The following is a 24530-nucleotide window of genomic DNA, read 5'->3' on the forward strand; positions in this document are numbered from 1 at the left end:
CGCACCACCGACGCGAACTGACCCGCAGCGGCCTCCGGACCAGTCACCGCCATCGCCGGAGCAGGCAGGATCAAGCCCGCCGAAACCGCGGTCGCTGAAACCAGGAGACCCGTCATCCGCGCCGAGCGCGGACGGTGTGCAAGCATGTTTCTTCCTTCAGTATGCACTGCGCACCCGCTAGCCGGCCTCCGCGGCGCCATACGGCGCCGCAGAGGGCCGAGTTCGGGTGTCAGAGGGTGCCGGCGAGGGAGATGGAACCGAGGGTTCCGGTGATGCCCTGGGCGGTGACCGGCGTGGCCCCGGCCCAGGTGCGGTCGATGTGACGGATCGCGTACAGCATCCGGTTGTCTCCGGTGGTCACCGCGAGCTGGAGCTCGCCGTCGACGGTGCCCGCGGCGACGGACTTGGCCGTCACGTTGCCGACGTAGTCCTTCAGGTCACCGAAGGGCGCCCAGGTGCCGTTGCCGTAACGCATGGAGTGGTACTGGTGGGTGCCGTTGTCCGTGGCGACGACGATGTGGGTGTCGTTGCCCGCCCCGGCCATCGCCACGGAGGTGATGGGACCGGTGGCGCCGGCGGCCTGGGACACGTCGCCCCACACGGCCCAGTGGCCGGTGGTGCGCCGGATGGTGTGGAAGGCCTTGCCGCCGGTGACGGCCGCGACGTGGAGCTCTCCCCCGGCGCTGGCCGTGGCGACGGAGGTGACGGTGCCGATCGGGCCGGTGGCGGCGGCGACGTCACCGAAGCCGGTCCAGTTGCCCGTGGCGTTGCGCATGGTGTGGAACACCTTGCCGCCCGCGACCACCACGACGTGGAGGTCGTTGCCGATGGACACGGTGGAGACCTGGGTGATGTTGTTCAGGACGCCGGCCTCGGCGCTGAGGTCACCGAAGGCGCCCCAGCTGCCGTCCGCCTTGCGGATGGTGTGACGCAGGCGCCCGTCGCCACCGAGCGCCACCACGTGAGTGTCGCTGCCCATCCCGGCCACGGCGGCCGTACGCACGCCGCCGGGGACGGTCCCGGCCTTGGCCTGGACGTCGGTGAAGCCGGTCCAGGTTCCGTCGGCCAGGCGGATGCCCTGGTAGAGGCTGGTGCCCGCCTGCACGAGGGCCTCGGTCTTCCAGCCGGGCGTCGTGGACCGCACCTGCAGGATCCAGTCGCCGAGGTCGTCGGTCCGTGAGGAGACGGCGCCGGTACGGGTCTCGGTTACGGCGCTGCCAAGGCATCCACCCTGCCAGGAACGGCTGTTGACACCCACCAGCTCACCGGCCGCATTGAGGAGCGGGCCACCGGTGTCGCCCTTGCACAGGACGTCGGTGCCCTTGCCGGTGACGGCCAGCGAGGTCGCGGCGGCGGAGTCGACCGTGAACGCGCCCGTGTGAAGCTTGTCCGGAACCCACTCCGTCTTCGTACGCCCGAACCCGACCGCCGTGAGGGCGGCACCGGCACCAGGAGCAGCAGCCGCACGCTTGACACCCACGACACCCTTGGCAGGCTCGGCCAGACGCGCGAGAACCAGGTCACGGTCCGTGCGGGGCGCCAGCTCCACCACCTCGACGACCTTCCCGTCGCCGAGAGTAACCGCGCTTTTCAGAGCCGGCTTCCCCGCCGGAACCTGCTGACCGGGCGTGGCCGCGAAACAACTCCCGGCCGTCGCGACCCACGACTCATCGACCAGAGTCGCGGTGCAACCACGCGAGTTGGCCTCGTCACCGACATTCAGCCGCACCACCGACGCGAACTGACCCGCAGCGGCCTCCGGACCAGTCACCGCCATCGCCGGAGCAGGCAGGATCAAGCCCGCCGAAACCGCGGTCGCCGAAACCAGGAGACCCGTCATCCGCGCCGAGCGCGGACGGTGTGCAAGCATGTTTCTTCCTTCGGTTGAACAGGTGCGCAGAAAAGCGAGCGAGGGCGCTGCCGCGATTTCTTCTCCCGCTGTCGCTCGTTGTGCGTCGCGCGACAAAGGGTCTCGTCGACAACTCTTCGCCTCGAGAGATCGCCACCGAAAGACGAACGGTGATCGAACGGCGATAGGCCGACGCATCTCCCGGGGCGATCCGGCGCCTCAGGGGAGGCGAGCAGATCAAATTCGGCTCAGCGAATCCGTACGCGGGGCATCAGGGATTCAGAGTTGATGGCTCCGCACAGGGAAAGTATCGCTTGCCATAGGATGTGCTACTTGGAGGTCCTGATTTCCATGAGCATGAAATCACGGCCCTGCTCGTCCGCGGTCTCACCGACCGGGGTCCAGTCGTTCTTCGTGATGTCGAACGACTTCTGCAGGGAGCCCGCCGACATCTCCACCTTGGCGGCGTAGCTGTTCCCCTTGATGAAGTAGACCGCCGGAATCTCCAGGGCCAGGTAGCCGCTGTTGCCGGTGACCTTGAAGCAGGTCTTTTCGTTCTTGCGGCCATAGACCTCGATCAGGTCGGTCGCGCTCGCACAGTCGGCGAGGAGGATGTGGCCATCGCCACGCTTGAGCGTGATGTGCTGCTCCGCCAGGATCTTGTCGGCGTTCGGGTAGGCGAAGTCCTCGACGGCGTAGCCAGGGCCTTCGTCGGCGATCGCCTTCATGGAGGTGGTGCCCGCGGCGGGTGCGCCCGTCACGCCGCCCGCAATGGCGAACCACGCCAAGGCGCCCGCGCCCATGGCCGCGCCAACAGTTCGCACAATTGCCTTACGTGCCTTCATCGCTGTCCTAGTCGTCGGCTTCGGGGGAGTCCCGAAGCATGCGTCAACGCTGGATTGAAGGACGTCTTTTGACCAACGGGAAACGACTCTTCCACGAGCCCGTCCCCCACTGGAAGCCCCCCACTCCCAGCCCGGATCGTAACTGCTCGGCCGGAGTTCCGTAAACCCTGACCGGGAACGGGATGTGACGGAATGGTAGGTGAGCCGCACACCCCGCGGCTCCCGTATGGAAGCACTATCCCTCGACCCTCGTCCAACGATATTCGGGGTGTAAATCGGGGCAAACCACCGAAGGTGCGAGTGACTTGCGCCACGCCGAATGCTTCGCGTCAAGAAGTGGAAGGTCAAATTCCGAATCCCCTGACCGGAAGGCGGGATTCCAAATCTGACCACGCATCAGGCCGACTCGCTCTCCGGCGTGTTGCGGGTTTTCAATACGCTGTTCGCCGCATAAGGTCACGATCAACATCTGTCGTGTCCCCGCCCGATTTCCTTACGGGCCCGGGGGCATGGGCGCGGCCAAAACAATTCGCTGTCTGGCGAAACGCTCCCGTCTGTGCGTCGACCGCCAGGCGCTATCCCGAAGGACCGTTTTGGACACCACCTATTGGAGCCGGCGGCGTGTTCTCGCCGCCGTCGCTGCCACCACGGTTGTCGTCACCACCTCCAGCCTCGTTCTCAACCCCGCCGCCGCATGGGCCGACACTCCGCCGCCGGAAGGCGACGGCAGCGACCCGTTCGGGCTGCCCAACACCCCCCGGGCCAAGGTCGTCAAGGCGTGGCTGCTGGGCGGTAAAGGCGTCCGCGCCGCCGCGGAAGCCGCGCTGACCGGCTCCGACGCCGACATCCAGACCTTTCTGACCGTCACGCTCCCCGCGGAGACCGCGGTGGACAACCGCGTCGCCGTCGCCACATCCATGGCGCAGGGTGGCAAGGGCATCCGGCGTGAGGCCAGCGCCGCCATGAACGGCGGCGACGCCGCCATCACCGCCTACCTCGCGGGCGGCTTCAAGGCCGCCATCACGGAGGACTTGCGGGTGGCCACCGGCATCGTGATGGCCAACGGCGGAAAGGGCGTGAACCGCGCCGGGAACGAGGCCCTGAACGCCGGCACCCAGGCCGCGCTGGAGACGTTCCTCACCGACGGGCAGTACACCGCCCGCCTGGAGGACATGCGCGTCGAGGTCGGCAAGCTCTCCTTCCAGGCCGGTCCGGAGGTGAAGAAGTACGCCTCCCGCGCCATGTCCGGTACCGCCTCGGACATCGAGTGGTTCCTGGAGACGGGGCAGCACATCGCACGCGCCCGTGACCAGGAGGCCACGAAGATCGAGGAACTCGTCGCGGTCGTCGAGCGCGAGGGCAAGAAGGCCGACTCGATGACGAAGCAGGCCGAGGAGGCCTCCGCCCGCGCCATAGACGCCGCGCAGAAGGCGAAGGACGCGGCGGAGAAGGCCGCGTACGAGGCCCAGCAGGCACAGAACGACGTGGCCAGGTCGGGCAAGGCGGCCCGCAGCGCCGCCGAGGCCGCGCGGGGTGCGGCCGACGCCGCGCGTGTCGCGACCAACGCTTCCCACGCCGCCGTTCAGGCTTCCCGCCGCGCCGCGTACGCCGCCGCCGGGGCGAGCCAGGCGGCGGCCACCGCCGGCTCCGCCGCGGCCCGGGCGTACGGCGCCGCCATCGCGGCGTCCAAGGACGCCTCCCAGTCGGCTGCCGCCAAGGAGGCCGCCGTCGCCGCCCGCAACGCCGCGTCCAAGGCGCGCAATGCGGCGACCGCCGCCAATTTCGCCGCCGACGCCGCGTCGCACGCCGCGGGGGCCGGAGCCTCCGCCGCGTCGGCCGCACGCAACGCCGCCAGCGCCGCGAACTCCTCGGCCGCGGCAGCCGACGCCGCGGGCGCCGCCCAGGCGGACGCCGCGGAGGCCCGGCGCGAGGCGCAGATCGCCAGCACCAACGCCACGATCGCCACCAACGCCGCCGGAATGGCACAGACCCTCGCGAACACGGCGGCGACCGCCGCCCGCACCGCACGCGACGCGGCGAACGACGCGGCCGACCACGCCGACAGGGCCGCGGCCGCCGCCGACTGGGCCGTCCAGTACGCGGGCCAGGCACTGGAGTACGCGAACAAGTCGACCGAATTCGCCAACGAGGCCAGCAAGGCCGCGAAGACCGCCACCGAAGCCGTCGGCAAGGCGGTCGATGTGGAGAAGGCCGCGCGCGAGGCCGAGTGGCAGCGCCTCGACCAGGACGCCCAGCAGGCGGTCGCGGAGACCCGCCTGCTCAAGCTGATCGAGGACCAGGAGCGGGCGGAGCTCACCGAGAAGCGCACCCAGGCCGCGCAGGACGAGCAGGCCCACAGGGACCTCATAGCCCGGGCCGAATCGGCGCTCAAGGCAGGAGACACGAACCTCGCCGCCGCCCTCGGACGCAAGGCGGCCGTCACCTCGATGCGCTCCAAGGGCACCTGGTCCCTCGAGGCCGCACGGTTCGCCCTGGCCGGCACGGACTCCGACATCCACGTATGGATCGACACCGACCGGCAGATCGCCCAGCGGCAGGACGACCGGGAGACCAGCCTCTACCTCGCCCGAACCTGCGCCCCGGACATCGCCGATGCCGCGGCCAAGGCAGTGGCCAGTACCGACCCGCAAGCCGCCACGCAGTTCCTCGTCACCGGTGCCATCCAGGCAGCCGCTACGGACAACCGCGTCCAGGTAGGCCGCGTCCTGGCCGGCAACCCCGGCAAAGCGGTGAAACTGGCGGCGACCGAGGCACTGAACGCCGGCACCCCTCAGGCCCTGTACGAGTTCATCAACATCAAGCACGAGGCGGCGCAGCGGGAGGACGACTCGGTCGCCACCGCGGCCCTCATCGCCTCGGGTGGCCGGTACACCAAGGCCCACGCCCAGGCCGCGTTGGAGGGCCCGGCGTGGATTCGCCGCAACTTCATCGCCTCGGTCCAGTACAAGACCGCTCTGCTCGACTTCGATTCCGCCACCCACATCGCCGCCATGCAGGGCGCGATCGCGGCTGCCGCGAAGATCGCGTACCAGGCGGAGGAGAACGCCCACCGCGCCCAGCAGGCGGCTGCGAACGCCCGTGACGCCGCCAACGAAGCGCAGCAGTGGGCCGACAAGGCGGTCGCGTCGGCGAAGCAGGCCGAGACCTCCCGTCAGCAGGCGAACACGTTCGCGAACGACGCCGAAAAGTCGGCAGCGTCCGCGCAGACCTCGGCCGACCGGGCCAAGCAGGCGGCCGCCGCCGCGCGCACCGCCGCACGCTCGGCGAACTACTCCGCCAGCCGTGCCCTGGATTCCGCGCGCAGCGCGGTCGCCTCCGCCAACTCCGCCCAGTCGTCCGCCGCTTCCGCCCACGCCTCCGCCCTTCAGGCCGGCAAGGACGCGAAGGAGGCGTCGGCCGCTGCGAGCCAGGCGCACCAGATCGCCCAGGACAAGCGGACGGCTGAGATCACGGCAGCGGCTAAGCAGGCGGCCGAGGAGGCACGCACGGCCAAGGGGCTCGGGAAGAACCCGGCCGACACGACCGACAGCGACACCGTCAAGCCCGACGTTCCCTGGTACAAGGACGTCAAGTGGTGGGCGAACGCCACCAACTACGTCAGCATCGGCCAGGGTTTCATCTCCGCCGGCTTCGGTATCGCGGGCTTGTTCTTCCCGCCCCTGGAGGCTGTCGCCCTCGGATTCGGCATCGCCTCGGTAGGAATGTCCGCCATCAGCACCGTACTCAACGGATTCGCCTACGGATGGACGAGCAGCGAGTTCAAGGCGTCCCTCGCGGGCACCGCCTTGGGCCTCATCACCTTCGGCCAGTCCCAGTGGATCGGCGCGCTCGCCAAGGTCGGCGGCAAGGTGGTGGCTCCTGTGGCCACGAAGATCACGCAGTTCGGCCACGACCTCATCTCCCCGGTCACCGGCCTCCTGAGCCTCTTCTAAAGGAGTAAGAGGCAGACACCGCGTCCGGGGCCGGCGGCCGCTTTGCCGCCGGCCCCGGCCATGTGATCGGATGAGCCCATGGTGGATACGCGTACAGCCCTGGGGCCACTCGAACGGGCCGGAGACGTCTGGGTGGTCGGAGACTCCGGCCGTTCCGGCGGATCGTGGGTCGAATTCCGTGCAGAGGGGTTGTACCGGCAGGCCTGCGACGAGGACGGCAAGTTGATCCCGTGGTCCCGGATCATGCTCGGGATCAGCGTCTACATCGGGCGCGGGTACCCGCGTACAGGGCAGTACACGCTGGCGGGGATGCTCGGCAACCTGCCCGGTCCCTTGCAGGGGCGTGGTGGTGCTCACCTCGACATGACGCTCCGCCACCCCTACGAAGACCGCAAGCTGACCTTCGACCGGCACGCGCGCGCCTACCCGCTCCTCGACACCTTCCTCCTGGAGGTACTGCTGTCGCAGGTCGTCGCCGCGGACGAAGCACCCCGGCTCGGCGACCCCGACTGGCTGACCCGGGTGGTCGGCCGCCTGGGACGGCCGAGCTCCGGGATGACGCGCCGCCGGCTCAGCGCGGCGGTGGAGGAAGCCTGGCGGGGCTGAAGCAGGGAGCACCGCAGTCCGGCGTTTCGTCGTCAGCGGACAGGGGCACGGGTCGTCGCCACCGTGGAGGAGGGCGAGGTCATCCGGCCGGGCCAGATCCTGGTGACCACGGTGACGAACATCGGCTGGACGCCGCTGTTCACGCGGATCTCGGCGATCGTGACGGACGTCGGCGCGAACCTCTCGCACGCCTCGATCGTGGCGCGGGAGCTCGGCATTCCGGCGGTGGTCGGATGCGGTAACGCCACCGCGCGGATCCGGACGGGGGACAGGATCCGGGTGGACGGCGGCCGCGGGACGGTGGACGTCCTGGACGCGGCGACCGCGGCCCCTCCCGATCCCGTCTGAGCCCTCGGCCGACAGCCCGACACCGTCTCCCACGATTCGGATACGACTCCGATACGAGCTCCGACGGTGACGAAACCCCACGTACGAACGGATGAGCTGCCCGGTGCCCCAGCACGACCAGGCCATGCGCCGCCATTTCCACGAGGCCGCGGCGCGTCGCGGCTTCTCCGTCTCCCCCGCACAGGAGCCCGCCGTCGAGCGGCTGTGCAGGCTGGCAGCCGAACTCGCCCGCCCCGCCTGGACGTTCCCCGCACCGCCCCGCGACCTGTACGTCTGGGGCCCGGTGGGCCGTGGGAAGAGCTGGCTGGTGGACACCTTCTACGAGGGCCTGCCGGCCGGGCGCAAACGCCGCCTGCACTTCCACGACTTCTTCCGGCGGCTGCACGACGGAGTGGGCGGGCGGGGCGCCCGCCACGACGGGCAGAGCGCCGTCGACAGCGCCCTAGACGAGCTGATCGGGGACAGCCGGGTCCTCGTCTTCGACGAGTTCCACGCGCACGACGCGGGTGACGCGATGCTGATCGCACGCCTCTTCCGCACGCTGCTGGACCGCAGGATCACCTTGGTCACCACCTCCAACTACCCGCCCGCCGGGCTGATGCCGGACCCGCTGTACCACCACTTGTTCGAGCCGACCATCACTCTCATAGAGGAGCGGATGGACGTCCTGGACGTCACGGGTCCGGTGGACTTCCGCCGGCTCGCGGCGCCGCGGCCGACGGGCGGCGGCCGCCGGTTCACGACGGGCCTGTGCCTGCCCGCCGGGCACACCGCTCTGGACGCGCTCGGCCTCACCGCCCCGGCGCCCGCGGAGGCCACCGCGGTCCAGGCCCACCTGCGGGAGCTGCCCGCCCGCGCGGTGCGCGGCGAACTCGTCTGGTTCGGCTTCGACGCGCTGTGCGAGGCCACGACGGCGGTCCCCGACTACCTGGCGCTCGCCGAGCGGTTCGACACCCTCGTCCTGGACGGCGTACCCCCGCTGACCGCGGCTTCCTCCGACGGACGGCAGCGGTTCGCGAACCTCGTGGACGTCGCCTGCGACCGGGACGTCCGGCTGGTCCTCATCGGCTCCGACCCGCTGGCCGCCCTCCCCGCCGACCAGGCCCTGACGCGCGACCTGGACCGCACGGCGAGCCGCCTCGCGCTGCTCCAGCGGGTGATCTGATCCAGGACACGTGGCCGCACTGCGGCGCCGCCTCAATGAAGTGAACGCGTTCAGTCAGGCTGGCAGAATGAACCGCTGCCGCCGACCCGGCGGACGCGGGGGTTCCGCCGTGCCACGAGGGGGTCGACTGCGCGTCAGAAGCGGTCGTACGGACGGATGCTGCCGGCGTGGGTGAGGTCGATGCCGTCCAACAGTGGGGCGAAGGCGGGTATTTCGTTGCTCTTGTCGGCGACTTGACGCTGGGCGAGGACCTCGCCGCTGTGCGCCATCGCGGCCAGGAGCGCGGTCGCCGGGGCAGTCTGGGTGCGCGAGCCGCGTACGACCTTGCCGTCCACGCCGATCGGCCGGAACGGACTCTGTTCACCGGCGGCTGTCATCCGCGCGGACAGGAACGCGCCGATGGCGGCGTCCAGCGCGTCGCCGTCCACGCGCGCGAGCAGGCGGCGCACGGTCGCCGGGTGCGGCACCATCACCTGCCCGGTCAGCGGATCCGGGGCGAAGCCCAGCGCGCGGACGGCCCACGAAGGTGCGCCCCTGATCCACTCGCCGATCGCGGCAAGGGAACGGGCGCCGGCCAGTACGCTCGCCGCTGCCGCCGACAGCATCGCGGTCAGTGGATGCCGACGTCCCAGCCGGTCGCGTGGATCGGGCACTGCGTCCAAGAAGGGACGCAGACCGGCAGCCCCGGCCAGGGGCGATGTGGCTTCGGCGCGGGCCAGTTGCTCCAGCGCGACGGCCATGGGGGATGATGAAGGGGCAGGCACGGTCTCGCTCGGTTCTCATGGGTCTCGACAACCACATGATCACCGGCACCGTGCCTGCACTGCTTCCCGCCCCCAGAACATGACATGACGCGCAGTCACGGAAGAGACGCACGAACCGGACTGATCCGCTTCATGCAATAGCTCTGTCAGCCGGGTGGCGGGGGAGCCCGTGGGTGGTGAGCGGCATCGGGGTGAGCCCGTCGTAGCCGGGACCGTCGTCGGCCTTGCTGGGTTCGGGGCTGCTGGTGCGGGTCCAGTCGTGCAGGATCTGCAGGTTGATCACGAGGATCATCAGGGCGAGCGGGACTGTCTGGGCGGCCCGGCCGTGGGCGAGGCGCTTCTTGGGGGTCGGCGATGTCGATGCGGTGGCCTTTGGCGCGGCCGTTGAGGCCTTCCAGTTCCAGCACTACCCGGTCCGCTTCTCCGCCGCGACCGCCGCCGTGATCCGCACCGCTCTGCCGGTGCAGGACCGTAAGGTCCTCCAGGACGCTGTCGACCAGGCGAACCGCGACCCCTGATCCTGGCCCCAGGCCGACCGCTATGATCTCGACGACTCCGTCCGCGAGATCACCCTGCCCGGAACCATCGCCCACTACGTGATCCTGCCCGACCTGCCCGTTCCCCACCTGTGGGTGCTCGCCGTCTTCATCCCCTGACCGCCGCTGCCCGGCTGCCTGACATCCGAGGCGCCGCTGGTGGCGATTCCGCAGAGCGATTGCTGCATTCGCGCAGGCAGGCGAGCCGTACGTGGTTACGGCAACCGATCGTTCGCCCGGGATCAGGTGAGGTCGAGAACACCCCTGCGGACGGCCTCCGACACGGCTGCCGCCCTGTTGTCGACCTCGAGTTTGCGATAGATGCGGACGAGATGGGTCTTGACGGTGGCCTCGCTGAGGAACAGTGCCTCGGCGATGGCCCGGTTGCTGTGGCCCTCCGCCACCAGCCCGACGACCTCGATCTCACGTCCGCTCAACTCGTTTGCCGGGCTGACCACTTGACCGACGAGTTCACCCACGATCTCCGGCGCCAGTCCCACGGAGCCCGCGGCGGCGGCCCGGACGGCCCGGAACAGGTCCTCGGGTGGCCCGGCCTTAGGCACGTAACCGCGCGCCCCGGCAGCCAGCGCGCGTACGACATCGGCCCGTCCGGCGTAGCTGGTCAGCATCACCACCGCCACGCCCGGCGCCTCGGTCGCGAGCCGCCGGACGGCCTCGATGCCGTCGATGCCGCCGCCCGAGCCCCCGAACCGGAGATCCATCAGCGTGATGTCCGGCATCAACTGCGAGGTCAGCCGGACGGCTTCCGCGCCGCTGCCGGTTTCGGCGATCACCTCGAGATCGGGTTCGCCTTCCAGGAGCGCGCGCAGCCCGGCACGTACCACGGCGTGATCGTCCGCGATCAGCACGCGGAGCTGTCCGGCGGTCATCCGGCGGCCGCCGTGGGGACGGGCGCGACGGCATGCCGGGGCCGCGCGGAGACGGTGGCCCGGACCGTCGTCCCCCGGCCCGGCGCGCTGCTGACGTCGAGGTCACCGCCGTGTTCGCGAAGGCGGGCCCGGGCGGCGGGGAGCCCGAAGCCGCGACCGGGCAGCGAGACGCGCACGGAGACCTCGGTCAGGTCGAATCCGGTTCCGTCGTCGGTCATTTCGAGCTGAACCTCGTTCGGCTGCCAGTGGAGGGTGACCGTGACGTTCACGGCGCGGGCGTGTTCGCGTACGTTCGCCAGCGTGCTCTGCGCGACCCGGAACAAGGCGGTGGCGGCGTGCTCGTCGAGGGCGGGCCGGTTCTCCCCGACCGATCTGAACCGCACCCGGGCCGCGGTCCCGTCCACCTGGGAGCGTACGCACAGCAGGCGCAGCGCGCCGTCCAGGCCGGTGTCCGCGACGGTGGACGGGGTGAGGTCCTGGATCATCCGCCGGGTCTCGGCGATGTTGACGCCGAGTCCGTCGGTCACGGCGCGGACGCGGGCGCGTGCCGTGTTCGGCTTTCGGTCCCAGTCGCGTTCTGCGGCTTGGAGCAGCATCAGGCTGCCGGCCAGTTCCTGGGCCAGGGTGTCGTGCAGGTCGCCGGCGATCCGAGCGCGCTCGGCCAGTGCGCCCGCCTCGCGCTGCTGGGTCGCCAGGATGTCCCGAGTGCCTTTCAACTCCTCGACGAGTGCCTGGCGTTGAGCAGCGTCCCGCTGTTGGGCCCGGTAGAGGGCAACGGTTCCCCAGACGGCTGCCACGGGGACCAGGAGGGCCTCCGGGTCGAGGCCGTCCATGGACCGGATCAGCGCTCCGACGAGGACGCAGGTGATCGCGACGGCTGCGAACACGGCGGTGCGGCGGCCGAGTACGCGCAGGGCCGCGCAGGCGAGCGGGACGGCACACCAGACGTAAGCGGTCGTCAACGGCGGCGGTGTGCGGAGGAGGAGGACGGTCCACAGCAGGAGCAACGTCGGGAACCAGGCGTGCCGACCGAGCGGGCCGAGCCGGTCCCACCAGGCCAGGCCGCCCGCGTACGCCAGTGCCAGCAGCCCGCTGACCGTCACCGCAGAGCGGTTCGTTGAGCTCGATGAGCCGCACCACAGCGGCACCGACGACCAGGAAGAACACGAGATGCGAGACGTGTTCCAGGGTGGGCCGACCACCGCGAACGGTCGGCGGAACGCGGATGGGCACGGCAGATCCCCTCGGGCGGACTGGTCCGATCGGACAGGTCCCCGAGTCTATCGACCGTCTGTACGGGCCATGTCAAGAGCGGTCCAGCCGATCCGTCCGGTGTGGGCGCGGGCGGATCGGCTGGGCCACCGCCGGTCAGCTGCCCGGACGCAGCCCCGGCCAGCCGGGCGTGGGCTCGCCCTTCACCTCGCCGAAGTAGAGGGCGAAGGTCTGCTTCCAGCGTTCGACCTCGGCGCGGTCGGCCATGAACCGGGGGAAGCCGTCGATGTGCGCGTTCGGGTACTCCCAGATGGGCTTCAGGCCCGCCGGGGGCGTCACGTCGGTGCGTACGGACCACCCGTTGAAGGAGGCCTGCTGGGTGGCGGTCGAGAGCTGCCAGTTCAGGTAGAGCTTGGCGGCCGTCGGGTTGCCGGCCTGCTTGAGGATCGCCGCCCGCTGCCCCCAGGCCATGAAGGGGTGACCGTCGGCGACCACCCACTTGGTGGGAGACGTGGCCCGCGGGACGAGCGAGCCGGCGGTCCCGATGCCGATCGCTTTCCCCCCGCCGGAGACCGCCTGGCCGGGGGAGTGGGTGCCCCGGGCGAACTGCACGTCCTGGGCGGCGAGGGCGGCCACCCAGTCCCAGCCGTACTGCTCCGCGTACAGCTTGTAGAGGTAGAGGACCGCGTCGTCGTCGTGGGGGTACGAGGACGCGATCCCCCCCTTCCACTTCGGGTCGATCAGATCGAGCGGGGTCCGCGGTGCGTCCGAGCCGGCTGCGGCGACGCCGTACAGGAAGCTGAAGCCGATCGCGCCGATGGCGACCCAGGCGCCCTGCGGGTCCTTGAAGCCGTCGTGGACCTTGGAGAAGCCGGCCGGCTTGTACCGCAGCAGCCGGCCCTGCTCCTTCCAGCGCGTGAAGTCCTGCAGCGTCTGCAGCTGGACGACGTCGGGTACGAGGGTGTCGGTCGCGAACTGGTTGTCGACGCGGACGTCGTGGTACTTGCTGTAGTCAACGATCAGCTTCAGATCGATCTCGGGGAAGCGGTTCAGGAAGGCGGCCTTGGTGCCGTCCTGCTGGGTCGCGGTGTCCCCGCCGGCGTAGAGGACGAGCCTGCCGCCCTCGGCGAGCGCGGCCCGGTACAGCTCGTCGAGCGTCCGGCTCTCTTCGGCGCCGGTGCCGGTGCCGGTGGCGCTCCGGGACTCGGCCGCGGGGGCCGCGTTGGCGCCGACCGTGCTGAGAGCGCCGAGACCGAGGGCGGCTCCGGCGGTGAGGACACGTCGTCTGCTGAGGAAGCTGGACACTCTGGGGGGACCTCTCTGATGGGGCGGACCTGCGCGGTTCTCGGCGCGGTGGCTCGTGGTGATTCTGGTTCCGCCGGGAGCCTCCCCGCGTCGTCCGTATGGATCGAGAAACGTGCGTGAGGTGGAACCCGCGTTCAACCGAACGGTTGAACAGTCCTTGCCAGCTCCGGGGTTGACGTCACCTCAGGTCGGGGCGCTGCGTCCACCGCATGATCACCGATCATCTGTGATCGAGTGACACTCACGGAGACGGAGGTCCACCTCGCCGTAAGGTCTCAGGCCGCGTCGGCAGCATGTCCCGACTGCGGACGGAGATCCGCCGGCGCCCGAGAGGAACACCGAGTCGCCGGTTGCGTCGGACGCGGGTGTCGGTCCCGTGCCGGGCGGAGTGGACGGCTGCTTCGGCGTGGGCGCGTTCACGGGTCTCGCGTACGGCGAAGACCGACAGGCCGAGACCAAGGGCCGCGTGCGCGGCGCGGCGCCGAGGCGGAAGGGCTCGTGACGCAGCCCGGCGAGGGCTGCGATGGCGCCAGTGGCCATGGAGGTGGCGGCGACGGCGGCGTATCCGGCGGCCTCGTTGAAACCCATGGCCACGCAGCGTCGTTCGGGGCCGGCGAGGTTGATCTTCACGACGAGGGTGGTGGACCAGGTCAGTCCCTGGGAGGCGCCGAGCAGGATGTGGGCGGCGACGATCCAGCCCCAGGTGGGCCCCCAGGCGAGCACGGCGGGCACGGGCAGTGCGATGAGCCGGCCGCCGATGGGGACGGGCTTGTGCCCGTACCGGTCGCGGAAGGTGCCGGCGAAGAAGTTGGCGACCGCCTTGGCGGAGCCGAAGGCCAGGATGTAGGTGAGCGCGCTCACCGAGGCCGCCAGGGACTCGGGGATCAAATCTGCGGCCGCGAGGTGAGAGTTTGCCGCGTATAAAAGTGAGGGTTTTTACCTCAGGGAACTGCCTGGAATAGCTTTACGTGTGGGGGTCGCTCCGGCGTGCTACTGTCAACTCAGTTGCAGTCTTGGTTCGCAAAAATTCAAGCGCTTCCCTTGTGGCGTCCTTTCGCCCGCTGGATGCGCTTTGCATTTCCGCCGATTTTCCGGTCGGGGCAATCATCGCGGCGACTCCGCAATTGCACAGTGTGATTGCGGGCACTGCCCCAAAGGAGATTAATATGGCATCTGGCACCGTGAAGTGGTTCAACGCGGAAAAGGGTTTTGGCTTCATCGAGCAGGAGGGCGGCGGCGCTGACGTCTTCGCTCACTACTCGAACATCGCCTCCTCCGGCTTCCGTGAGCTTCAGGAAGGCCAGAAGGTTAACTTCGACGTCACGCAGGGCCAGAAGGGCCCGCAGGCCGAGAACATCGTTCCCGCCTGAGGCTGACGCGTACACGCAGCTGGGGCCCGCACCTTGGGGTGCGGGCCCCAGCTCGTTGCTTTTCCTCCTCGCACGCCTCGTCGGATCCCGACGTTTTCGCGTGCGCGGCGGGCGACGGTGCTTCGCGCCGGCCCGCCTCACTGTCCGGCCTGGCGGATACGTTCTCACATTGTCGCCCGCCCCGCCCCTCGTCGCCTGTAAGTCGTCCGCCGTTTATCCGGCCTCCTGGACGCACCGCGCGGCACTCTCTCCGCAAGCCCTATCCGCTGTTTTCGCGGCACGGCTCTGCCCCGTCTTTCTTCGGCCCGCTTTCGCGAATACCCGTAATGGCCATTCCTCGATACGTGCCGTATCGAGGAAGGTCTCGCATGGACTGCACCACTCGCACGAACGACCGCTATTCCCGCACCCGCACCGGCAGCCAGAGCGGCGCCCCCCGCACAGGCCGTACCGGCGCTCCCGCCCGTTTCACCTCCTCCGCTCGGCCGGGCTACGGCAGCCGACGTCCCGCCGCCATCCAGGGTGAGTTCGCGCTGCCGAAGACGATCACTCCCGCGCTGCCCGCCGTCGAGGCCTTCGCAGACCTGGACATGCCGGCCCAGCTGCTGGCCGCCCTGGACGCCGAAGGGATGAAAGTCCCGTTCCCGATCCAGGGCGCGACCTTGCCCTCGCCGGGCGGGACGTCCTGGGACGGGGCCGCACCGGATCCGGCAAGACACTCGCCTTTGGCCTGGCCCTGCTGGCCCGCACCGCCGGGCAGCGCGCAGAGCCCGGGCAGCCGCTGGCGTTGGTCCTCGTTCCCACCCGCGAGCTCGCCCAGCAGGTCACGACGGCGCTGACCCCCTACGCCCGCGCGGTGAAGCTGCGCTTGGCGACGGTGGTGGGCGGTATGCCCATCGGCCGTCAGGCGAACACGCTCAGGAACGGCGCGGAGATCGTCGTCGCCACCCCGGGCCGCCTGAAGGACCTCATCGACCGCGGCGACTGCCTCCTGGACCAGGTCGCGATCACGGTCTTGGACGAGGCCGACCAGATGGCCGACATGGGCTTCATGCCGCAAGTCACCGCCCTGCTCGACCAGGTGCGTCCCGAAGGGCAGCGGATGCTGTTCTCCGCAACCCTGGACCGCAACGTCGACCTGTTGGTGCGCCGCTACCTCACCGACCCGGTCGTCCACTCGGTGGACCCTTCGGCCGGCGCCGTCACGACGATGGAGCACCACGTATTGCACGTCCACGGCGCCGGCAAGCACCGGATGACGACGGAGATCGCGGCGCGCGAAGGCCGGGTGATGATGTTCCTGGACACCAAGCACGCCGTCGACCGCCTGACCGAACACCTGCTGAGCAGCGGCGTACGGGCCGCCGCGCTGCACGGCGGGAAGTCCTAGCCCCAACGGACCCGCACCCTGGCACAGTTCAAGACCGGACATGTCACCGTCCTGGTCGCCACGAACGTCGCTGCGCGCGGCATCCACGTCGACCACCTCGACCTCGTCGTCAACGTGGACCCGCCGACCGACCACAAGGACTACCTGCACCGCGGCGGCCGCACTGCCCGCGCGGGAGAGTCCGGCAGCGTCGTCACCCTCGTCACCCCGAACCAGCGCCGCGAGATGACCCGCCTCATGCAGGCCGCCGGGATCACCCCGCAGACCACCCAGGTCCGCTCCGGGGAAGAGGCCCTCCACCGGATCACCGGCGCCCGGACCCCCTCCGGCATCCCCGTCACCATCACCGCGCCGGTATCCGAGCGGCCCAAGCGCAGCGCAGGCTCACGCGGCCGCCGCAGGCCCGCTTCGGCTGCCCAGCGCATGAGCCTGCGGCAGTCCGCCTTCGACGCGGCGGCCTGACAACCCAGAGATCCGGAAACTGACCCACCTCTGCAGGAGGCACGTGTTGACGCTGGTCCAGATGCAACGCCGCCCGGCACACGCCAACCCCGCGCCCCGCACGGTGAACGACGCCATGGACGCGGCTGGCCCCCAGGTATGCGACGACATGACGGTCGAAGTGGCCATGGCCGTCATGGCCAGCGTCCGCGCCGGGCACCTGCTCGTCTGTGACGAGTACGGGGAGTGCACCGGACTGGTCACCCAAGCCCAGCTCGCCGCCCTCCACGACAGCGCCGCGTACACGGACCAGGTCCGCCTGCGCACTGTTCTCGGCGACCGCGGGCCGTTCACCTCGCCCAGGACCACGATGGCCGAGGCCGAGCACGCGATGCGCTACCGCAGGCTCGCCGCCCTGCCCGTCATCGACGAGCAGGGAAGCGCTCTGGGCGTCCTCGCCCTTGCCCGCTGAACCGCCTCACCGCGGCACGACCCCGTCCCCTTCTTCCTGTGAGGCATTCATGCGCTGTGTCATCGCCCGCTTCCCGTTCGACCTGACCAAGACCGGCGTCCTGGCGTCGATGAAGGGCGTCAAGCCCGAGCAGGTCATCGGCGACTCCGTGATCATCGGCCGCCGCACCTACCCCCTCAAGCAGGTCGGTCAGGTCATCACCCGCCAGGACCGCCGCGACTTCAGCGCGGGCGAAGTCCTCCGCGCCATGAGCCAGCTCGGCTTCACCTGCCGCGGTATTCCCCGGGCCGCCGTGCCCACACGCGTACCGGTACTCAGCCCGCTCCAGCAGGCCTCCGCGATGCTCGGACAGTCCCACAACATGACCGGGGCGCCGTTGGTCCCGTTGTCGTCGCCGGCCACGTCGACGCACTTGCCACCGGGACCGGTGATGGCGCCCCGCGTCCCGTTGTTCGGCACGCCGGCCGGGGCTCCGTAGTAGATGCCGCGGCCGTCGGTGGCGATGTAGGACCGGCCGAAGACCTGCCGGTCGCCGGTCATGTCCTTGAGCCGGGCGCCGATCGCCTCGTGGTGTTGATCCTGGTCCAGGTGGCGCCGAGGTCGTCGGAGCGGAAGATGCCGTCCACCCCGCCCACGATGCCGTGCAGGTAGGTGGAGGGCGGCGCGGCCGGGCTCGGCGAGGTGGGCTTGGGGCCCTTGCCGAAGCCGTACACCCGGGCCGCGGTGATACCGGCGACCTTGGTGAAGCCGGAGTCGGTGGAGCGAACGGCAGCCGGTGGGCGCCGGCGCCGGCGCCGGCGAGCCTGACCGGAAGCGCGAGGGCCTCCAGCCGCTGGCGGCTCGACTCCAGCATCAGGACGCTGGAGTCCACGCCGAAGGCGCGCAGTCCGGCCCGCTCCAGCTCGACCAGTTCATGGCCCGCCCCGCAGCCCAGCTCCAGGACGCTACGGCCCGGCGGGCGATTGCCTCCGGCTTCCTGGTATACAGAAAGTGACCGTGACTACGTCGTCGATGAGCTTGCACGGAGAGCGGCATTGCGGCCCGGTGCGGTGAGGGAACAGTGTGCTCCGTTTCCCGTGCTGGTTCGGTGCTGGTTCAAACGGGGCGTTGGCGGAGAAGCCGCAGGTCATTGCTCGGATCGGATGAGTTGTCGTACCACTCGATGGTGGTCCCGATGAGACTGGCGGCGACGATGCGCTTGATGGAACCGGGACTTGGAGACGGTGCGGCAGAGGAGGCCATGAGGACCACTTCCGGACGGGGACGGGAACGACTGGATGTCGCCACACCGTAGGAATCCCCAGGTCAACGGGGTATGTCTCGCGCCCACACAGTTGCCCCCCGGCCTATGTGTGGGCCACCTACGCTGACATCCCAAGCCCAGACGGAGGCGTCACGGCTCCCCACGCCAAGCCGCATCGAAATGCGCACTTTGGCACGCTCTGACGGTGCGGTGCTGACTCCCGTGCTGACTAAAAGCCCACGTCATCTCCCCTGTCACCCCCTCCCGTGCTGACTTGGTGCTGACTACGCAGCGTTGAACTCCGGCAAAGGGTGCGGTTCGACCGCGGGGAATCGAGGCGGGAGCCGGCTCGCACACGAACTGCCCCTGGCCGTTCTGCGGGAAGGCGCCCTCGACGTGGTGTGGCCCGGATGCGGTGTTCTCGGCGACGGCCGGCGCCATTCCGCGAGGGGTATCCGTCGCCGCTTCCGCCGGGCCGACATCGACCAGCCGACCGACGCGCCCACGGTAGACGCCTGATCATTCGTGACCTTGGCGTCGCACAGGATGAAGCTGCCGTGGACGATGGTGACCGAGCGCGCGAAGTGGGTGAGACGGGCCGCCTCCGCGACTACGGAGATCGCCCAGCGGGCCATTTAGAAAGGCCCACGCAGTGCCCTCGACGTTTCCCAGGTATGACCAGCTGGGGTCAGCTTTGCCAGGACCAATGCTGACCCAATGCTGACTTTGGTGACAGTTCGTCAGCTCGCTTCATCGTTTCCGGGGGTCGTGAAGGAGTCCTGGGCGGGGGCCTCGGACGCGGTGCGACGGGTTGTACGGAGCGTAGTCGTCAGAGGTTTCGTCGCATGGCCTGGATGCAGCGGCTGCCTGCGGTGTTCGACTGGTCACTCGGGTAAGCCGCTCCGACATTCATGCCGCTGTCGGTGTCTGTCGAGTGCTGCCGCCCAGCCTCACTCATGTGGTCGTCGGCCTCGGATCGCGCGGACGAGACGATGCGCGCGTGCAGCATGCCGAGCGCCATGCGAAGGCGGTGGCGCGGTCGGATCCGTGGTCGCGTCGGAGGATCAGCGGGAGGTTGTGCGTGTCCGAGCTTGATTCCTCTCTGGCGGGTGAGTAGACGTCTTTGTGGAGGGAGTCGATCTCGGCGGCCACTGCGCGTAGCGCAGAGACTGCGTTGAGGGCGAACAGGGCGGTGGGCAGTTCGTCGTAGCCGATCCGTTCTGCGAGGTCGAGGGTGGGCTGGACGCCGATGGCGTCGTGATGCAGTCGGAAATGCTCCTCAGTGCTGATCAAGGCGCCGTGGCTGCGGTTGGCGGCTTCCTGGACGTGCCCGTTGAGGTACGCGCGCCAGTGGGCGCCGGCCCTGTCGCGCCAGACGCATTGCCTGCCCGCCCGTCCATCCAGGGCGCCGGTATCCCCGACGTCATGCCGGTGGGGCCGTTCAGGTCCGCACGCGGCTGTTAGGTCCATTCGAATGGAGCCAACGACCCGGACGCTCGTTGAGCGGGGCCACGGTGACGGCGCCTGTCGCGCGGTTCCCGGCGCGATCAGGTAGTCAGGAACGGTGAACGAGGACGCGATCGACCCCTTGGTGCATGTCCGGGGCGCCAGTGAGAACAACCTGCGGAACGTCGACGTCGACGTGCCGCGGGACGCGATGGTCGCCTTCACCGGCGTCTCCGGCTCGGGCAAGTCCTCGCTCGCGTTCGGCACGCTCTACGCGGAGGCCCAGCGGCGCTATTTCGAGTCCGTGGCACCGTACGCCCGGAGGCTGTTGCAACAGGTCGGCGCACCTCATGTGCTGGAAATCACCGGACTGCCACCGGCCGTGGCCCTGCAGCAGCGACGCGGGTCGCCCAGCTCGCGCTCGACGGTCGGCACCCTCACCACGCTGTCCAACCTGTTGCGCATGCTGTACTCCCGCGCCGGCACCTATCCACCCCGGGCCGCACGGCTGGAAGCCGAGTCGTTCTCACCCAACACGGCAGCCGGCTCCTGCCCGCAGTGCCACGGACTGGGCGTCGTGCACGACGTCGCCGAGGACCTGCTCGTCCCGGACCCCTCGCTGAGCATCCGCGAGGGGGCGATCGCCGCCTGGCCGGGCGCCTGGCAGGGCGCCAACCTGCGCAGTGTCGTGAGCGGCCTGGGGATCGACATCGACCGGCCGTGGCGCAGGCTCAGGAAGAGGGACCGGGACTGGCTGCTGTACACCGACGAGCAGCCCTCCGTGTACATCGAGCCGGAGGAGGACCGCGTCGACTACGGCTACCAGGGCAAGTTCTGGAGCGCCCGCAAGCACGTCATGCACGTCCTCACCGACTCCAAGAGCGAGAAGATGCGCGAACGGGCGCTCCGGTTCGTCAGGAGTGTGCCCTGCCCCGAGTGTCACGGCAGCGGACTGCGGCCCGAGGCGCTCGCCGTGACCTTCGCCGGACGTTCCATCGCCGAGATCAACGCGATGCCGCTCACCGAGGTCGTGGGGCTGCTGCGGCCCGTCGCGGGGCGGTCCGAGGCCGACGCCACCACGTCGACCGCCCGATCCGGGGAGACGACCGAGGCCGCGGTCCGGATCTGCGGCGATCTGGTCGCGCGGATCGACGTACTGCTCGACCTGGGCCTCGGATATCTCAGCCTCGGGCGCCGCTCGACGACCCTGTCGCCCGGCGAGGCGCAGCGCCTGCGCATCGCCACCCAGCTGCGCTCGGGGCTGTTCGGCATCGCCTACGTCCTCGACGAACCCTCCGCGGGCCTGCACCCGGCCGACGCGGAACCGCTGCTGGACGTGCTGGACCGTCTCAAGGCGGCGGGCAACTCGCTGTTCGTCGTGGAGCACGACATGGACGTCGTACGGCGGGCCGACTGGGTGGTCGACATCGGCCCCGGCGCGGGCGAGGGCGGCGGCCGCGTGCTGTACAGCGGCCCCGTCGCCGGTCTGGAGCGGGTGGCGGAGTCGGCCACGAGCCAGTACCTGTTCGGGCGAGCCGAACCGCTCGACCACCGCCCGCGCACACCGCAGGGCTGGCTGCACCTGAGCGGCGTCTCCCGCCACAACCTGCACGACGTGTCCGTCGACGTACCGCTGTGCGTACTGACGGCGGTGACGGGCGTGTCCGGCTCCGGAAAGTCGACACTGGTGACGCAGGTGCTCGCCGAGGTCGTCCGCAGCCACCTCGGACTCGCACCCGAGGAACCCGACGAGGCGCAGCTGATGGTCGACGTCCAGGACGCGTCGGGGGTCGAGTCGTTCGACCGGCTGGTCCGGGTCGACCAACGGCCCATCGGCCGGACTCCCCGTTCCAACCTGGCCACGTACACGGGGATGTTCGACGCGGTGCGCAAGCTGTACGCGGCGACGGACGAGGCGAAGGCGCGCGGCTACTCGGCCGGGCGGTTCTCCTTCAACGTGCCCGAAGGACGGTGCGAGACCTGCCAGGGCGAAGGATTCGTCGCGGTGGAACTGCTCTTCCTGCCCGGCACCTACGCACCGTGCCCGACCTGCCGGGGCGCCCGGTACAACGCCGAAACGCTGGAGGTCACCTACCGCGGCAAGAACATCGCGGAGGTGCTGGGGCTCTCCGTCGACGCCGCCGCCACGTTCCTGTCCGCCGTCCCGGCCGCCTCCCGCAGTCTGGAGACGTTGCGCGAGGTGGGACTGGGGTACCTGCGCCTGGGGCAGCCCGCGACGGAACTCAGCGGTGGTGAGGCGCAACGCATCAAACTGGCCACCGAACTGCAGCGGGGCCGCCGCGGCCACGCGCTCTACCTGCTCGACGAGCCGACGGCGGGGCTGCACCCCTCGGACGTGGCGCTGCTGCTGCGACAGCTGCACCGGCTCGTCGACGCCGGCAACACGGTCGTCCTCGTCGAGCACGACCTGGACACGATCACCACCGCCGACTGGGTCATCGACCTCGGGCCGGGCGGCGGCGACGCGGGCGGGCGGGTGGTCGCGTCAGGACCGCCGGCCAAGGTGGCGAAATCCCGCCGCAGCGTCACCGCGCCCTACCTCGCGGCCCGGCTCGCGCGCGGGTGATCGATCTGCCGCATCGCGTTCAACGAAGCCGTTCTCCTGCTTGTTCGCCCAGCACGATCTTCCACACTCGGGTCGCCACCTGGAGGTTGAGCCGGTCCTCGACGTCCGCGAGGTCATTGCCGCTGATGTCGCGGATGCGCTGGAGCCGATAGCGCAGCGTGCTGCGGTGGATCGCGAGGGATTCGGCGGTCTCGTCGTAGTTGCCGCCGCAGTCGAAGTACTGGGACAGCGTCTCCACCATGGCTGTGTGGTGCCGGGAGTCGTAGTCGATCAGCTGCCCGAGCCACTCGTGGACGAACGTCTCCAGTTCCCGGTAATCATTGCCGGGTCCCAGGATGCGGTAGAGGCCCAGCTCGTCGAAGAACGTCGTGCCGTAGTGCTCGCCGCGGGAGTGGCGGCGCACTTCCAGGGCGCGCTGCGCCTCCTGGTAGCGGTGGGGGATGTCGTCCAGGGAGTCGCAAGGGGGGCTCACCCCGATGGTCCCGGACCGTGTCCCGGTCTCCCGGGCGAGCGCCTCGTACAGCGCGCGGGCGTGCGGCCTGTCGTCGGCGACCAGGACCACGTGGTCGGAACGCCGGGTCAGCAGCGAGTGCATGCCCACGGCAGAAGCCGCCCGGCCCACGGTCTGTGCGAAGGAACCGTCCGCGGTCCGGTTCGACCACTGCACCACGACGATGTAGTGGCGGCGGTGCAGGTCGTGTCCGACTGCCTCGGAACGGGCGTAGGCGCTCGCCTCGTCCGTCCCTGTCAGGAGGTCGTCGGCCAGCTCGCGGTGCAGCTTCGACTCCACTTCGGCCAGATTGCGCAAGTGCGCCAGCTCCGGGGCGAGTGACGCGGCGCCGTCCTCCAGCGCGCGCAGGGTGTGATCGTCGGCCTCGCGCCGGACGTCGACCAGGGCCAGCACGCCCAGGATCTCGCCGTGCGGGCGCACCAGGGTGACCAGCCGGTCCTTCACGCGCACCGGCCCGGCCTGACGGCCGACGGCGTACAGCATTGCGTCCTGGTGCACGGGGTCCGGTTCGGGATAGGGGTCGGGGCGATCGGGACCGGTCCAGGACCGCAGCCGGCCGAAGCGGTCCTCGACCAGTGCCGGGAGTCCGGTGAGCGCGTGCAGTGCGCGGGTGATGGCTTCCTCGCCGCCGCCCGAGGCGGCGACGTCGGCCTTGAGCGTGTGAAGGGCTCGCTGGTACCCCAGCTCGGCGACGACGGAGATCAGCTGCCCCTGGAGGGCTGTCCGCTCCTCGTCCGCTCCTCCCTGAGCCGGTACAGCTCCAGCGCGTCCTCGCGCTGGCGGCGGTGTGCGCAGGCGACCGACAGTGCAGCGGCGGTGAGCCGGACCAGCGTGGAGAGCAGGAAGCGCTCGGCCTCGGTGGGCCGGGAGCGGCACGTCACCACGAGGTAGCCGTGGAGCCTCTCGTGCCCGCGCAGCCCCAGGGCCCGGGCCCTGGGCAGGCCGGGCACGGTCACGGGGCCGTCCTCCCCGGCCAGCTCCCGCACCCTCCGGTCCACGGCCAGGGCGTGGACCTGCCCGTTCCTCCGGCTGGGGACCAGGGCGCCGTCCACCGTGAGGTATCCGGCCTCGGCGCCGTAAGGCCCTGCGGTGGCTACGTGGTCCATGGCCAGGCCCAGGATCTCGCCTTCGTCCAGGGGGTCGAACAGGGCGCTGGAGAGCGTCATCAGTGCGTGGGGGACACGGTCGGCCGGGGTGGGAGCAGGTGGGCGGGACCCTCGCCGCGCGGCCGTGGGGCGCCACCCGCTGCCGCGGGGTGGGACGGACCCTCTCCGCGCGGCCATGGGGAGCCGCCCGCCGCTGTCCCGCGGAAGGCTTCTCTCCCGGTCGCAGCGGCGGCGGTACGGATGGTGCGGCCGGCTGCTGGCCATGGGATCACTCCGTTCTCTTCGAGCCTACAGCCGAGCGGCGGTGCTGGTCGGGTCGGCTCATACGAGAGGTTCGGATTCTGCCTCTCGTACTCGTGGGGCGACCGGACCCGTGCTTTTCCGACTTGCCAGGCGCAGGCGTGGAGCCACTGGGCACGCCACCCTGGGGAGTGTTCGAAACCGTCCGCGCACCGGCAGGTAGCGCCGGGCGGTGACCGAGCAGCTCCGCA

Annotated in this window: 18 protein-coding genes and 4 pseudogenes; 10 read left to right on the forward strand and 12 right to left on the reverse strand. The window is 70.1% G+C overall.

Annotated features, from left to right (window positions below):
* Positions 1–229: 229 nt before the first annotated feature.
* On the reverse strand, positions 230–1870 hold the full coding sequence (locus ACZ49B_RS12375; protein WP_468304005.1) for a trypsin-like serine protease: 1641 nt from the start codon (positions 1868–1870) through the stop codon (positions 230–232).
* A 308-nt stretch (positions 1871–2178) separates the two neighbouring features.
* Positions 2179–2694, reverse strand: coding sequence for a hypothetical protein (locus ACZ49B_RS12380; protein ID WP_468304008.1), 516 nt, complete (start codon positions 2692–2694; stop codon positions 2179–2181).
* A gap of 593 nt (positions 2695–3287) precedes the next feature.
* Between ACZ49B_RS12380 and ACZ49B_RS12385 the strand changes: the two genes are divergently transcribed.
* The 4 genes from ACZ49B_RS12385 (at position 3288) to zapE (ending at position 8766) form a co-directional block, all read left to right on the forward strand.
* Complete coding sequence (locus tag ACZ49B_RS12385) at positions 3288–6647, forward strand: ALF repeat-containing protein (protein ID WP_468304011.1); 3360 nt, start codon at positions 3288–3290, stop codon at positions 6645–6647.
* A 78-nt stretch (positions 6648–6725) separates the two neighbouring features.
* The gene (locus tag ACZ49B_RS12390; RefSeq protein WP_468304014.1) at positions 6726–7253 is read left to right on the forward strand and encodes a hypothetical protein; all 528 of its coding nucleotides are present in this window, start codon (positions 6726–6728) and stop codon (positions 7251–7253) included.
* Positions 7254–7316: 63 nt separating this feature from the next.
* Positions 7317–7601, forward strand: coding sequence for a PEP-utilizing enzyme (locus ACZ49B_RS12395; RefSeq protein ID WP_468304017.1), 285 nt, complete (start codon positions 7317–7319; stop codon positions 7599–7601).
* A gap of 103 nt (positions 7602–7704) precedes the next feature.
* On the forward strand, positions 7705–8766 hold the full coding sequence (zapE, locus tag ACZ49B_RS12400) for a cell division protein ZapE (protein WP_468304019.1): 1062 nt from the start codon (positions 7705–7707) through the stop codon (positions 8764–8766).
* A 134-nt stretch (positions 8767–8900) separates the two neighbouring features.
* On the opposite strand, the gene ACZ49B_RS12405 is transcribed toward zapE, so the two are convergent.
* Both ACZ49B_RS12405 and ACZ49B_RS12410 read right to left on the reverse strand, forming a co-directional pair.
* Positions 8901–9506, reverse strand: coding sequence for a transposase family protein (locus tag ACZ49B_RS12405; RefSeq protein WP_468304022.1), 606 nt, complete (start codon positions 9504–9506; stop codon positions 8901–8903).
* 154 nt (positions 9507–9660) lie between these two features.
* Positions 9661–9822, reverse strand: a complete 162-nt coding sequence (locus ACZ49B_RS12410) for a hypothetical protein (protein ID WP_468304025.1) — start codon at positions 9820–9822, stop codon at positions 9661–9663.
* A 73-nt stretch (positions 9823–9895) separates the two neighbouring features.
* Here ACZ49B_RS12410 and ACZ49B_RS12415 point away from each other — a divergent pair, with 73 nt between their 5' ends.
* Positions 9896–10048, forward strand: coding sequence for a hypothetical protein (locus ACZ49B_RS12415; protein ID WP_468304027.1), 153 nt, complete (start codon positions 9896–9898; stop codon positions 10046–10048).
* A gap of 260 nt (positions 10049–10308) precedes the next feature.
* Here ACZ49B_RS12415 and ACZ49B_RS12420 read toward each other — a convergent pair whose 3' ends face one another.
* The 4 genes from ACZ49B_RS12420 to ACZ49B_RS12435 all read right to left on the reverse strand — a co-directional run bounded on the left by ACZ49B_RS12420 (position 10309) and on the right by ACZ49B_RS12435 (position 14334).
* Positions 10309–10956, reverse strand: coding sequence for a response regulator transcription factor (locus tag ACZ49B_RS12420; protein ID WP_468304030.1), 648 nt, complete (start codon positions 10954–10956; stop codon positions 10309–10311).
* The gene (locus ACZ49B_RS12425) at positions 10953–12059 is read right to left on the reverse strand and encodes a sensor histidine kinase (RefSeq protein WP_468304033.1); all 1107 of its coding nucleotides are present in this window, start codon (positions 12057–12059) and stop codon (positions 10953–10955) included. Before ACZ49B_RS12425 ends, ACZ49B_RS12420 begins: the two co-directional genes overlap by 4 nt.
* 265 nt (positions 12060–12324) lie before the next feature.
* Positions 12325–13473 (reverse strand): ABC transporter substrate-binding protein, encoded by a 1149-nt coding sequence (locus tag ACZ49B_RS12430; protein ID WP_468304036.1) that lies wholly within the window; start codon positions 13471–13473, stop codon positions 12325–12327.
* Between the two features lie 213 nt (positions 13474–13686).
* Positions 13687–14334 carry an MFS transporter gene (locus ACZ49B_RS12435; RefSeq protein ID WP_468304038.1) on the reverse strand — a complete coding sequence of 216 codons (648 nt, stop codon included), beginning with the start codon at positions 14332–14334 and terminating at the stop codon, positions 13687–13689.
* A gap of 305 nt (positions 14335–14639) precedes the next feature.
* On the opposite strand from ACZ49B_RS12435, the gene ACZ49B_RS12440 reads away from it, so the two are divergent.
* From ACZ49B_RS12440 to ACZ49B_RS12455, 4 genes and pseudogenes are all read left to right on the forward strand, one after another.
* Positions 14640–14843 carry a cold-shock protein gene (locus ACZ49B_RS12440; RefSeq protein ID WP_134068503.1) on the forward strand — a complete coding sequence of 68 codons (204 nt, stop codon included), beginning with the start codon at positions 14640–14642 and terminating at the stop codon, positions 14841–14843.
* A 368-nt stretch (positions 14844–15211) separates the two neighbouring features.
* Positions 15212–16695: pseudogene (locus ACZ49B_RS12445) on the forward strand (DEAD/DEAH box helicase).
* Positions 16696–16741: 46 nt separating this feature from the next.
* The gene (locus ACZ49B_RS12450; RefSeq protein ID WP_468304831.1) at positions 16742–17146 is read left to right on the forward strand and encodes a CBS domain-containing protein; all 405 of its coding nucleotides are present in this window, start codon (positions 16742–16744) and stop codon (positions 17144–17146) included.
* Positions 17147–17195: 49 nt separating this feature from the next.
* Positions 17196–17495: pseudogene (locus tag ACZ49B_RS12455) on the forward strand (SCO5918 family protein); the annotation flags it as partial.
* A gap of 187 nt (positions 17496–17682) precedes the next feature.
* Here the strand turns inward: ACZ49B_RS12455 and ACZ49B_RS12460 are convergent.
* The 3 genes and pseudogenes from ACZ49B_RS12460 to ACZ49B_RS12470 all read right to left on the reverse strand — a co-directional run bounded on the left by ACZ49B_RS12460 (position 17683) and on the right by ACZ49B_RS12470 (position 19859).
* The gene (locus ACZ49B_RS12460; protein WP_468304041.1) at positions 17683–17859 is read right to left on the reverse strand and encodes a hypothetical protein; all 177 of its coding nucleotides are present in this window, start codon (positions 17857–17859) and stop codon (positions 17683–17685) included.
* Positions 17860–17918: 59 nt separating this feature from the next.
* Positions 17919–18086, reverse strand: a pseudogene (locus ACZ49B_RS12465) (methyltransferase domain-containing protein); the annotation flags it as partial.
* A 1257-nt stretch (positions 18087–19343) separates the two neighbouring features.
* The gene (locus ACZ49B_RS12470) at positions 19344–19859 is read right to left on the reverse strand and encodes a terpene synthase family protein (RefSeq protein WP_468304044.1); all 516 of its coding nucleotides are present in this window, start codon (positions 19857–19859) and stop codon (positions 19344–19346) included.
* 94 nt (positions 19860–19953) lie between these two features.
* Between ACZ49B_RS12470 and uvrA the strand changes: the two genes are divergently transcribed.
* Positions 19954–22422, forward strand: coding sequence for an excinuclease ABC subunit UvrA (gene uvrA, locus ACZ49B_RS12475; RefSeq protein ID WP_468304047.1), 2469 nt, complete (start codon positions 19954–19956; stop codon positions 22420–22422).
* Between the two features lie 19 nt (positions 22423–22441).
* Here uvrA and ACZ49B_RS12480 read toward each other — a convergent pair.
* Positions 22442–24216, reverse strand: a pseudogene (locus ACZ49B_RS12480) (PucR family transcriptional regulator).
* Between the last annotated feature and the right edge of the window lie 314 nt (positions 24217–24530).

Source organism: Streptomyces sp. NPDC031132, assembly GCF_055570595.1.

Bases quoted from the DNA above. Each gene is read 5' to 3' on its own strand.
- ACZ49B_RS12375 (WP_468304005.1), bottom strand. From the start codon at position 1,870: ATGCTTGCACACCGTCCGCGCTCGGCGCGGATGACGGGTCTCCTGGTT.
- ACZ49B_RS12380 (WP_468304008.1), bottom strand. From the start codon at position 2,694: ATGAAGGCACGTAAGGCAATTGTGCGAACTGTTGGCGCGGCCATGGGC.
- ACZ49B_RS12390 (WP_468304014.1), top strand. From the start codon at position 6,726: ATGGTGGATACGCGTACAGCCCTGGGGCCACTCGAACGGGCCGGAGAC.
- ACZ49B_RS12405 (WP_468304022.1), bottom strand. From the start codon at position 9,506: ATGGCCGTCGCGCTGGAGCAACTGGCCCGCGCCGAAGCCACATCGCCC.
- ACZ49B_RS12410 (WP_468304025.1), bottom strand. From the start codon at position 9,822: ATGATCCTCGTGATCAACCTGCAGATCCTGCACGACTGGACCCGCACC.
- ACZ49B_RS12420 (WP_468304030.1), bottom strand. From the start codon at position 10,956: ATGACCGCCGGACAGCTCCGCGTGCTGATCGCGGACGATCACGCCGTG.
- ACZ49B_RS12440 (WP_134068503.1), top strand. From the start codon at position 14,640: ATGGCATCTGGCACCGTGAAGTGGTTCAACGCGGAAAAGGGTTTTGGC.
- ACZ49B_RS12470 (WP_468304044.1), bottom strand. From the start codon at position 19,859: ATGGACCTAACAGCCGCGTGCGGACCTGAACGGCCCCACCGGCATGAC.